Genomic DNA, 12,311 nt, shown 5'->3' on the forward strand with positions numbered 1-12,311 from the left:
CTATGATTAAATTTCTTGATCTTCAAAAGATCAATCTTCAGTATCAAAACGAAATTGAAGCAAAACTTCTGAATGTTTTCAGATCAGGCTGGTATCTTATGGGCACTGAACTTTCCAATTTCGAAAAAAACCTTTCTGATTATATTGGTTCAAAACATGCGATCGGAGTAGCCAACGGACTGGATGCGCTGCGTCTGATCCTCCGTGCTTATATCGAATTGGGAGTGATGAACGTTGGAGATGAAATTATTGTACCATCTAACACTTATATAGCGTCAATATTGGCGATATCAGATAACGGGCTTGTTCCTGTTCTCGTGGAACCGGAGATCAATACCTATAATATTGATATTTCAAAGATTGAAGAACATATAAGCCCCAAAACAAAGGGTGTTCTTATTGTACATCTACAGGGAAGAATCGTGTTTTCCAATGAACTTCAGGAACTGGCCCAAAAGCATAATCTTAAAATTATTGAAGATAATGCTCAAACCATCGGCGCAGAATGGAATGGAATCAAATCCGGAAATTTAGGGGATGCCGCAGGTTTTAGTTTCTACCCGGGAAAAAATCTCGGAGCATTGGGTGATGCGGGTGCTGTTACAACGAATGATGATGAGCTGGCTAAAGCGATTAGAGCATTGGCCAATTACGGATCCAACCAGAAATATGTTAATATTTATCAGGGATTGAATTCAAGACTGGATGAGATTCAGGCTGCTGTGCTGGATGTAAAACTGAAATATATTGACAGTGAAAATCATGTAAGAAGAGAGATCGCCAATAAATTAGTTAACGAAATTACCAATCCCAAAATTATATTACCTGAAATACCTGCCAACGGGAATGAACATGTTTGGCATGTTTTCGTAATAAGAACAGAAAAAAGAGATGAACTTCAGGCATATCTTACAGAAAACAGAATACAGACGATTATTCATTATCCAATCCCTCCTCATAAGCAGCAGGCCTATAAAGAATGGAATGACCTATCTTTTCCGATCAGTGAAAAGATCCACAATGAAGTTCTGAGTCTTCCTATTTCACCTGTAATGGAGGAAAAAGAGATTGAAGAAATTATAAGAATAATGAATGCATATTAATGTTTGGAGCAATTAAGAAAATAACCTCTAATGATCTGATAAAAGTTTTTTCTTTTACCAGCTTATCTACTATCATTAAACTTCTTACAGGGTATATCAGTGTTAAAATTGTAGCATCCATTATTGGTCCTGCCGGAATTGCCTTAATCGGACAGTTACAGAACTTTACCTCAATATTTACAACACTGGGAGCCGGAGGTATCAATAATGGAGTCGTTAAATACGTCTCTGAATTCAAAGATGATGATTCTGCACTGAAGAAATTTTTAAATAACGGATTTAAGATTACGCTTTCGCTGTCTCTCTTTTTTGGGATTCTGATACTACTGTTCTGTTATCCCCTGAGTCAATGGATTTTTCTTGATGCTAAATATTATTATGTTTTTATTTTTCTGGGCGTAAGTTTACTGATGCTATCCCTCAATAATTATTTTCTTTCCGTATTAAACGGATTCAAAGAATTCAGAAAGTTTGTTATTATCAATATTATAACAAGTGTCATTGGACTTATCTTTACTGTAGCACTGGTTTTAAAGTTTCATTTAGAGGGAGCCCTTATTGCCAATGTAACCTATCAAAGCGTGGTTTTATTTGCCACCGTTTTTTTTATCAGAAAGTATTTCTGGTTCAATAAAGAATATTTGTGGGGGAAATGGGATAAAAAGATTATCAGGAAATATTTTTCCTATTCTTTGATGGCCCTTGTAACCGCGGCCACAGTGCCGGTTTCGCAATTAGTGATCAGAGGCTATCTTATTAAGAAATTCTCTATTGATATTGCTGGCTACTGGGAAGGGATGAACCGGATTTCCAATTTATATCTTGTTTTTTTTACAACTACTTTTGGTGTATATTATCTGCCAAAACTGTCCGAAATCAGGGATAATTCTGTTTTAAGAAAAGAAGTAATCAAAACGTACAAAATAATAGCACCGGCCATATTTTTAAGCCTTGTGGTGGTTTATTTATGTAAAGACCTGGTCATTAGTGTTTTGTTTACCAAAGAGTTTTATTCGATGAAGAATCTGTTTTTCTGGCAGCTTTTCGGAGATTTCTTTAAAATAATGAGCTGGATTCTGGCCTTTATCATGGTGGCTAAATCAATGGCTAAAACGTATATAGCAACAGAAGTGATTTTTGCCACTAGTTTGGTTTTATTCTCTTACCTGTTCGTTAACTTTAACGGGGTTGTGGGAGCTACACAGGCGTACTGTCTTAATTATTTTTTATACTTCATTGTAATGCTTCTTATTTTTAGAAGTTTGATTTTCAACAAAAAATAACGATATGAAAATAATAATACCTTTATTGGGAGGATTTGGAAAAGCAGGCGGCTGGAGAGTACTTTCACAACTGGCTAATTATTGGATGAAAAGTGGAGCAGAAGTTGTTTTTTTGGCTCATAAAAGCACGGAAAAACCTTATTTTCCTACGGCTGCTGAAATCATCTACTATACTAATGACGGGGTATTGGATACCGTAAGTGAATCAGGATATCCATTTCCCAAATTGGGAGCACTGAGTCTGAGAAGATCTCTGAAAAAAGCACTGAACAGGATGGAAGCTGATGTTGTTCTGGCTACCCATAGTTTTACGGCGGGGCCTGTCAGAAAATCAGCGATCAGGGCAAAAAAGTTTTATTATGTCCAGGCGTATGAACCGGACTTTTACTACAAAAATTCTTTAAAAGAGAAAATATATAAGATCATCAGTAGAAAATCATACGGATTAGGACTGAAAACAATTGTGAATGCTCCTATGTATCTTGATTTCAATGAAATAAAAACAGATATGTATGTTTTTCCCGGTTTGGATCTGGATAATTTTAAAGGTTGGCCGAAAAAGAAAGGCACTAAGTTTATTTTAGGAACGATCGGAAGACTGGAAGAATATAAAGGAACTTCATATGTAGTGGAAGCTTTTAGAGAATTAAGAAAAGAATTCGGAGTTGATATAGAATTGCATATGGCATTTGGCGATCAGTCATTAGCGGGTGAAGAAGGAATTGTGCTGATAACACCTCAGGGAGATGCCGAGCTTGCAGAATATTATAACAGCCTGGATATTTATCTTTGTGCAGGGACGATTCAGCTGGAAGCCGTACATTATCCTGTCATTGAATCAATGGCATGTCAGGTTCCGGTGATCACAACCGGCTATTTACCGGCTGATCATACTAACGCGTGGATGGTGCCTGTTAAAAATTCTTCAGCAATTGCAGAAAAAGTAAGACAGGTCCTGAAAGAAGATGTGATCCCAAAAACGGAAAAGGCTCATGAAGATATTCAGATATTTAAATGGGAGAATGTATCATCTAAAATGTTAGAATATTTTAAAAATAGATAAGTGTATTATATTATATTTTTATCCATATTATCATTGTGTTTATTTGAAAGCATCTTCGAAAGAAACAAATTTAAAAATGTTTTTTTCATTATTACAGGATTGCTTTTATTTATAATACAGTCATTTAATACCTGGGCTCCGGATTTGGATGCCTATAAAATTCAGTTTAATTATATAGATAAAGATTTTGTAAGACAGCTTTTAGAACCCGTTCATGTATTTTTAATTGAAATAGTAAAAAATAACAGCGGACATTTTAATGACTTCATATTTTTATACGGAGTCTTGATAATGATTCCGTTTTTGTACTTCATTAAAAAGAGTTCTCCTCTTCCCGTCTTTGTTTTATCTGTTTTCTTTATTTTACCCTTTTTCCCAGATATTACCCAGATCAGAAACTTTCTGGCGTTTGCCGTATTTTTTCTGGCGTTGAGATTTTTTCACACCAATAAAATAATATTCTATTCTTTATATGTTCTTTCCATATTCTGTCACTATTCCCTGCTGGTAATGGCCGTCTTTTTCATATTTCGGAAGCTGCCATTCTATAACAATACCAGAAAGAATAATCTTATCATTTTAATTGGGGTTTTAATTTTAATAGTGACCCCTAAAAGTATTGCCAGTACTATTGTTGTATCGGTGAATGCAAAGTATGACAGCTATCTGGAGGGTACAAATACCTATATTGGAACGATCGTACTGTTTCTTCCATTTTTTATCCTCAATTCATTTGTACTGTACCATTATAGAAAGAATAAGGATTTCATTGAGAATGTGGTAAGTGACGAATATAAAAAATTCATTCCTCTGTACATTGAATTGATTACTTATGCCAATTATTTAATTCTTTTCCAGTACTTTATCCGTGATTTTTCCAGAATCACAATGAATTTATCGGTGTTAAGCTATATTTATTTATCCATCCTACTGTTTTATGGATATAGTAAAAATTCAACAAAATGGACTGGTCTTTGCTTACGTTACGGAATTTATACCTGGGCTCTGTTTACGTTTTATATTTTGTTTTTGCTCCTTAATAACGGGGAATACCTGAAGATAATTGAGAACACTTTTTCAAGTAATAGATTGTATGGATAATAAAATTAATGTTCTGTTTCTTACCAAGTATTCAGAAAAAGGGGCAAGTTCCAGATATCGTTTTTATAATTATAAACCTTATCTCAATAAAAATAATATTACAGCCACTTACCAGCCTTTGTTTGGGGATCGTTATCTGACTCACCTGTATAAGGGAAATCCTATCAGGAAAGCGTTGTTTGCTATTTATTATATTATAAAACGTTTTGTTTTTTTACTGCTCAACGCAAACAAATATAATCACGTGGTAATAGAAGCTGAACTATTTCCCCATTTTGATTTTAAACTGGATTATTTCTTTTTAAAAAGGCTCAAATCTTTCAGCCTGGATTTTGATGATAATATTTCTGCAAATTATCAAAACACGTCTCAAAAAGATAAAATTCCCAGAATGATGGAACTGGCAAAATTTGTTACGGTCGGAAACCATTGGTATTTTACTGAATTTAAAGGGAACCTGATTTATCTTCCTACTGTAATAGATATCGAAAAATATCCGCAGTATAATCTGGGATCAAAGCACGAAGATGATATCCCTACCATTGTCTGGATCGGATCTTTAAGTACTCAGAAATATATTTTATTAATCAGCGACGTTCTGGAAAAAATAGCCGTTCAGACCAGGTTTAAATTAAAGATAATCGGAGGAAATATCAGTGTACCTCCTGGCATTCATGTAGAATATGTAAAATGGGATAAAGAAACAGAAAATCAGGAATTGGCAATGTCTGATATTGGAATTATGCCGCTTGAAAAAACCTACTGGGAAATGGGTAAATGTGGATTTAAACTGATCCAGTATATGGCAAGCGGAATTTCTGTAATTGCAACCGGGCTTCCGGCCAATAAAGAGATCGTGCAGAATGGTATTTCCGGATTTATTGCAGACGATATGAAAGATTGGGAGGAAAAACTTGTCCGTTTGTTGACGGACAGAAAACAGAGAAATGGTATGGGAGCCCAGGGAAGATTGGAGATAGAAAAAAGATATACTTATCAGGTTTGGGGTGATAAATATTCAGATATTATTAAAAGCAATTTATGATTGAACAAAAAGTTTCAGTAGATATTCTACTTCCAACCTATAATGGAGAAAAATTTTTAAGCGAGCAGATCGAAAGTATCCTTAATCAGTCTTTTACTGATTTTAGACTCTTGATCCGTGATGACGGAAGTAAAGACCGTACCCGGGAAATGATTAAGGACTTTCAGTCAAAAGATCACAGAATTGTTGTTATAGAGGATGGAGAAGGAAACTTGGGCTTAGTGAGATCTATCGAAAAATTATTGAGGATCTCTGATGCTGATACTGTTTTTTTTGCCGATCAGGACGATTTTTGGTTAGAAGAGAAAATTGACCTGTTCTTAAAAAATTATAATGACCCTTCAGTTCCCACTCTTATTCATTCAAATTGCTACGTCACAGACGAAGACTTAAATATAAAAGGCCTTTTTCTGAATGCTGTTTCTCAAAGGGAAGGATTAAAAGATTCTTTTTTTCATTACTTCGTACAAGGAGCATCTGCCATGATCAACAGGAAGCTGAAAGAGTACCTTCTGCCATTTCCGGATGATATCTATATTCATGACCGCTATTTTCATATTATTTCGGAGATTGTAGGAAAAAGAACCTATCTTGAAGTACCCACCATGTATTACAGGCAACACGGCGGAAACCTCATCGGAAGCCAATCTCTTTTTCAAAAAATTAAAAGAAATTTTAAACTAAAAAAGTTTTATCTTAGAGAAGATAAGAAATTAATAAGCGCTATCAGTAAAAATTATACTGATAATGATTTATTGAAGGTCTATGAAATTCTGACCTCTGACACGGTTTCGAGACTGAAGAAAATTAAGCTTTTAACAAAACATCATATCCCTTTGAGGGTTAAAGAAAAACTCTTGTTATTATTAAAAAATTAACAGATGAATCTAAAAAAAATTTATTACTTAGTATTTTTGCCGTTATTATTTTCGTGCAATTCATTTGGGCAGAGCCCGGGATACAAATCCGTTCCCGAAATATACAATAGAATCGTTGCTGTAACTTCGAAGGAAAGAGACAGTATAAGAAAGACTATTCTGAAACCCTTCTTTATTGAAAGTGTTTTACCCAAAGGATATGTGAAAAACGGAAGTGTGGATTATACAAAAGAAATTCAAGAAGCTTTAAGAATCCACAGAAACGTGATTTTCCCTAATTTCCCTGTTTTGATTAATGAAAAAGGTTTAACAGTTTTCGCTGATTCCAATTTATTTTTTGATAGCAATTCAAAGATTGTTTTAAATCCAAATAGTCTGGCACAATATGAAATCTTAAGAATTCATGATGTTAAAAATGTAAAGGTTTTCTTTCCCAATATCAAAGGTGACAAATACAGACATATCGGAAAAAATGGAGAATGGGGCATGGGAATTTCTCTCAGAGGAACAGATAACGTTCTTATTTATTCGCCCGTGATTAGCGAATGCTGGGGAGACGGGATCTACCTGGGGATATCTCCCGTAACCAACAGTGGTATTAATAATAATATTAGGATCATCAAAGCAAAAATTGATGATAATCGAAGAAATGGAATGTCTATTATATCTGCGCAAAACATGACCGTTAATAAATTCGTTGTTTCAAATACCAACGGTGCTCCACCTAATGCAGGAATAGACATTGAACCGGATGCGAACACCGATATTATTAAAAACCTGAGCTTCAATAATATTGTTTCATTTAATAATGATGCTCACGGGTTTTTATTTGTCCTGGGACACTTATACGGAAAAGAAAGCGATCTCGGTAAAATTGAATTGAATAATTTCAAATCCATCAACGGAATGTATGGTATCAGCTTGAGAATTGGTTCCGATGCCAATATGAATCTTAAGCCTTCGGGAATAATTGAAATAGCCAACACCTCTTTTGAAAATGTAAGCCATCAGGATTATTTTTCCTATGATGAGAATGTACGGAACAACATCCAGGTAAAGATAAAGGCTAAAGATAATAAGGCTGTTACGAAATACAGACCTCTTTTTAAAAACTCTCAAAAAATAATAATTACTCAGTAATGTGCGGAATTAACGGTATTTTAGCAAAAAACAAAGACATTCAAAAGGTACAACGTGATTTGGAACTGATGAATCAAAAAATATTTCACAGAGGCCCGGATGAAGACGGTTTTTTTGTTGATGATATTGATGGGGTCACATTGGGATTTGCCATGAGAAGGCTTTCAATCATTGATCTTTCTTCAGGAAAACAACCTATTTTTTCTGATGACAAAACCAAATTAATCGTATTTAATGGTGAAATTTATAACTATCGTGAACTTAAGGAAGATTTAATTTCTTCAGGATATCAGTTTCATACCAAATCAGATACAGAGGTCATTCTTAAACTTTATGAAAAATATGGAGTGGAAGGGTTCAAAATGCTTGATGGAATGTTTGGGTTCAGTATCTTGGACAAAACCAAAGGAAAAGTCTATATCGCAAGAGATTTTTTCGGAGAAAAACCACTATATTATTTTTCAGATGAGAACAATTTTGTCTGGGGATCAGAATTAAAATCTTTAATCTCTGTACTTCCAGTTCGTCCTGAGATTTCAAATACCGGGTTGAATCTTTTTTTCCAGCTTACTTATATACCGGCACCTTATACGATTTATAAAAATATCCATAAGCTGGAAGCCAACCATTATATCGAGCTTGATATTAAGAATCTCAACTGCATTTCCCGTCAGATATCAGAGCGTCCGGAGAATCCTGCAAAAATCAATGTCGGATTTGATGAGGCCAAACTGAAAGTAAGAGAACTGGTTGAAAAAAGTGTCAACAGCAGAAGCGTATCTGATGTGCCTATTGGTACTTTCCTTTCCGGTGGGGTAGATTCTTCCATTGTAACCTGGAGTCTTGCAAAAACACTTGATCAGAAGATCAATACTTTTTCAATAGGATTTGAAAAAAAATCTTTTGATGAAACAGACCGGTCCCAGCTTATTGCTAAACTTATAAAAAGTGACCACCATGAATTCATAGTGGGTGAGAAAGACTTTTCAGATAATTTACACGAAATCCTTCTAAATTTTGATGAGCCTTTTGCGGACTCTTCAGCGTTACCGAGTTTCCTGGTTGCCCATAAAACCAGTCAGTACGTTAAAGTTGCCCTTACGGGTGACGGTGGAGATGAAGTTTTCGGTGGCTACAATAAATACCTGATCGGAAAAATCAATCAGAGATATACAGGCCTGGTTTCAGAGAAAATTCATCATGGTTTTCTAAAAATGTCAGATCGTCTCCTGGCACAGAAGGAAGATAACAGAGGCCTGAAGTTTAAAGTCAAAAAAGCACTGGATTCCATCAGTTATAAAGGTGATTTTTTCTACAATATCATCAAACTTGGATTTCAGAGAACCGATCTCAATAAAATATTAAAACCTGAATATGTGGAAAATTCAGGAATGGAATACTATAAAACCAAGCTGCCCTATCCGAAAAATCTTAGTGATTTTAGAGAAGTTGATAAAATAATGAGTCTGGAAGGTGATATGCTGGTCAAGGTGGATCGCACAAGCATGCTTACTTCATTGGAGTCCAGAGCTCCTTTTCTGAATAAAGAAATTTGGGATTATACCAAACAGCTTCCTGAAAATTTCCTGATTAAAGGAAATAGTAAAAAATATATCCTTAAAAAAGCTTTTGAAGAATTTTTTCCTGATGGCTTTTTAGAAAAAACAAAGAAAGGTTTCGGAGTTCCGGTAGGAGACTGGATGAAATCCGGGCTTAAGGAAGAATTGCTTTCTTATGCGGCAAAAGAAAAAATTGAAAGTCAGAATATTTTTGAATATCGTGAAATCGACAGGCTGATTAGTAATCACTTGAACGGTATTCAGGACAATGCATTCAAAGTTTGGACCTTTTACTGTTTCCAGAAATGGTATTTTATGACCTATTCTCAAAAATAATATGAATAGCAAAATCATAGAAAATATTATTTCCAGGAAAGGATTGCTGTTATTGGTATTTGTTGAACATCTGTTCTTCTTCTATTTTAACAATATTCTCCACAAAGACGCTTTGGTGGATTCATTATTCTATTATAAAGCAGCAGCCGGTATCCACAGCCTTGATTTATTTTTTGTCTATCTGGTACCGGGAACAGGAATCACTGTGCTTCTAGTCAGTCTTTTTGTGAAAATATTTAACAGTTTTCTGGCCGTCAGTCTTATATTTTCTGTGATTAGCTTCACTGCTTATTATTATTTTGTCAAAGACTATTATGAAAAGGTCATTTATAATTCTTTCTATACCATCACATTTTTAATGCTGCTTTTTTTGCCCAGCATGCATTGGTGGACGGCAGGAATTTATAAAGAAGCACTGATTTTACCTTTAATGTATTTTATATTGAGAAGAATAAACAGGCTGTTTACTTTCTGGACGATCTTTTTATTCAGTCTGTTAATCCTGATAAGACCTTATCTCGGACCTGTTATTCTAGCAGGAATTGTTTTAAGGTACCGGTCATTTATAAACAGGAAAATAATAATTTCAATAAGTATTGCAACGGTTCTATTGGTCCTCGTTTTCGTTACCGGTTTGAAATCTGTATTCGGAACCCTGAATATGGAGACCCAGTTTGAAGAATTATATAAATATTCACAAACCGGAGTCGCCATTATTGATATAAAGGAAACCACTTACTGGGAAAGACTGATTTATATGATGTTTAGGCCGCTTTTTTTTGATGCAGATACAAGCATGAAGTTTATATACTCTTTTGAGAATGCCATTTTTTTAGGATGGTTTTCTTTATTTTTGTATAAAATCGTAAGAAAAAAGATTAATCGGAGTTTTCTATTTAAAAATATATATTTTACTTCATCATTATTTATCTGGCTTTTTATAGGAATTTATATCTATAACTACGGGTTGGCTTCCCGTATGAAAGTAATGATAGTGCCATTTTTGTTGATCGGAGTATTAGAGACTATAAAAAAAACATTCAGTGAAAAAAATTGTTAGAATCACAACCGTACCGGTTTCATTAAGGATACTTTTAAAGGGGCAGTTAAAATTTATGTCTCAGTATTTTGAAGTCATTGGACTCTCTTCAGATTCTGATGAAATGAAAAAGATTTCTGAGGAAGAACAGATCAGGACATTCGCCGTAGACATGACCAGAACAATAAGTCCGGTCGCCGATATAAAAGCAGTAATCCAATTATACAAAATATTAAAAAAGGAAAAACCGGATATCGTCCATACCCATACCCCAAAAGCAGGAATTGTAGGGATGATGGCGGCTTATTTTGCAGGAGTACCGTTCAGGCTGCATACCGTAGCAGGGTTACCCCTGATGGAAGCCTCAGGAATAAAAAGAAAAGTCCTGAATATCGTTGAATATCTCACCTATGCAATGGCGACCAAAGTCTATCCAAATTCTTTTGGGTTGAGAGACTTTATTCTGGAAAATAAATTTACTAATTCTGAAAAGCTTAAAGTAATAGGAAACGGAAGTTCAAATGGAGTAGACGCTAATGTTTTCAACCCGGTGCTGTTTTCGGAAGAAGAAAAAAAGAAGCTGAAGCAAGAATTGAATATAACAAAGGATGACTTTATTTTTATTTTTGTCGGAAGAATTGTAGGGGATAAAGGAATGAACGAACTGATTGAAGCCTATTCCAAAATAAGACGTCCGGATACTAAACTTTTGTTGGTAGGTGGGTATGAGAATGAATTAGATCCATTACAAGAGAAAACCTTAGAACATATTAATCAGTCTGCGGATATTATTTCGGTAGGATTTCAGAAAGATGTAAGACCTTATTTTTCGATTTCAGATGCACTGGTATTTCCAAGCTATAGAGAAGGATTTCCCAATGTTGTCATGCAGGCGGGAGCCATGGGACTGGTAAGTATTGTTTCCAATATTAACGGATGTAATGAAATTATCATACCGGGAGAGAATGGTCTTATCGTAAGCCCTAAAAACAGTTCTGAACTTGCTCATGCAATGAAAATGGTTTCAGAACAAAAGAATGAATTTGAACAGATGCGCGGAAAAGCAAGGGAAATGATAACAAGCAGGTATGATCAGAAAGTGATCTGGGAAATGCTTTTGCAAGAATATAATCATCTCCTGCAAAATAAAAAATAAATGATGTACAAAGTTATTTTTAAAAGAATCTTTGATTTTTCTTTATCGCTTATTGGACTACTGTTGTTAAGTCCCATCTTTCTATTGGTAACGGCAGGCTTGTTATTTGCCAATCAGGGAAAACCTTTTTTCTTTCAAAAAAGGCCCGGAAAACAAGGACGGATTTTCAGTATTATTAAGTTTAAAACAATGAACGATAAAAAGGATAAAAATGGTCATCTTTTATCTGATTCTGAAAGACTGACAACCATTGGTTCATTTGTTCGTAAAACTTCGCTTGATGAAATTCCTCAGCTGATCAATGTTTTAAAAGGAGATATGTCATTGATAGGGCCAAGACCTCTATTGGTACAATATTTACCACTTTATGACAGCCATCAGGCAAGAAGACATGAAGTAAAACCAGGTATTACCGGGTGGGCACAAGTAAATGGCAGAAATGCTATTTCATGGAAAGAAAAGTTTAATTTAGATGTCTGGTATGTAGATCATATATCGCTGGGTTTGGATTTGAAAATTATATTTCTTACAGTTAAGAAAGTTTTTATCAGAGAAGGAATATCCGCAGATGGTCATGTTACTATTGAACCTTTTAAAGGAAATTGAAA

General features: G+C 34.7%; 11 protein-coding genes. All 11 read left to right on the forward strand.

Features of this window, described 5'->3' with window-relative positions; all coding sequences use genetic code 11:
• Nucleotides 1-2: 2 nt before the first annotated feature.
• The 11 genes from JO178_RS20485 to JO178_RS20535 are packed head-to-tail and all read left to right on the forward strand — an operon-like array spanning nucleotide 3 to nucleotide 12,309.
• On the forward strand, nucleotides 3-1,103 hold the full coding sequence (locus tag JO178_RS20485) for a DegT/DnrJ/EryC1/StrS family aminotransferase (protein WP_291940017.1): 1,101 nt from the start codon (nucleotides 3-5) through the stop codon (nucleotides 1,101-1,103).
• Complete coding sequence (locus tag JO178_RS20490) at nucleotides 1,103-2,386, forward strand: O-antigen translocase (protein WP_291940019.1); 1,284 nt, start codon at nucleotides 1,103-1,105, stop codon at nucleotides 2,384-2,386. The genes JO178_RS20485 and JO178_RS20490 overlap by 1 nt, the downstream gene beginning before the upstream one ends.
• Before the next feature lie 4 nt (nucleotides 2,387-2,390).
• Entirely contained in the window at nucleotides 2,391-3,449 is a 1,059-nt protein-coding gene (locus JO178_RS20495) for a glycosyltransferase family 4 protein (protein WP_291940021.1), read from the forward strand.
• A complete protein-coding gene (locus tag JO178_RS20500) occupies nucleotides 3,450-4,550 on the forward strand; it encodes an EpsG family protein (protein WP_291940023.1) in 1,101 nt (366 codons plus the stop codon).
• Nucleotides 4,543-5,595, forward strand: a complete 1,053-nt coding sequence (locus JO178_RS20505) for a glycosyltransferase family 4 protein (protein WP_291940026.1) — start codon at nucleotides 4,543-4,545, stop codon at nucleotides 5,593-5,595. Before JO178_RS20500 ends, JO178_RS20505 begins: the two co-directional genes overlap by 8 nt.
• On the forward strand, nucleotides 5,592-6,473 hold the full coding sequence (locus tag JO178_RS20510; protein WP_291940028.1) for a glycosyltransferase family 2 protein: 882 nt from the start codon (nucleotides 5,592-5,594) through the stop codon (nucleotides 6,471-6,473). The genes JO178_RS20505 and JO178_RS20510 overlap by 4 nt, the downstream gene beginning before the upstream one ends.
• Nucleotides 6,474-6,476: 3 nt before the next feature.
• Nucleotides 6,477-7,613, forward strand: a complete 1,137-nt coding sequence (locus JO178_RS20515) for a hypothetical protein (RefSeq protein WP_291940030.1) — start codon at nucleotides 6,477-6,479, stop codon at nucleotides 7,611-7,613.
• Nucleotides 7,613-9,508 carry an asparagine synthase (glutamine-hydrolyzing) gene (asnB, locus tag JO178_RS20520; protein WP_291940032.1) on the forward strand — a complete coding sequence of 632 codons (1,896 nt, stop codon included), beginning with the start codon at nucleotides 7,613-7,615 and terminating at the stop codon, nucleotides 9,506-9,508. The genes JO178_RS20515 and asnB overlap by 1 nt, the downstream gene beginning before the upstream one ends.
• Before the next feature lies 1 nt (nucleotide 9,509).
• On the forward strand, nucleotides 9,510-10,568 hold the full coding sequence (locus JO178_RS20525) for a hypothetical protein (protein ID WP_291940034.1): 1,059 nt from the start codon (nucleotides 9,510-9,512) through the stop codon (nucleotides 10,566-10,568).
• The gene (locus JO178_RS20530) at nucleotides 10,552-11,703 is read left to right on the forward strand and encodes a glycosyltransferase family 4 protein (protein WP_291940036.1); all 1,152 of its coding nucleotides are present in this window, start codon (nucleotides 10,552-10,554) and stop codon (nucleotides 11,701-11,703) included. Before JO178_RS20525 ends, JO178_RS20530 begins: the two co-directional genes overlap by 17 nt.
• 3 nt (nucleotides 11,704-11,706) lie before the next feature.
• A complete protein-coding gene (locus JO178_RS20535; protein WP_291940397.1) occupies nucleotides 11,707-12,309 on the forward strand; it encodes a sugar transferase in 603 nt (200 codons plus the stop codon).
• Nucleotides 12,310-12,311 lie beyond the last annotated feature (2 nt).

This window comes from Chryseobacterium sp. (assembly GCF_019236175.1).
Lineage (GTDB): Bacteria > Bacteroidota > Bacteroidia > Flavobacteriales > Weeksellaceae > Chryseobacterium.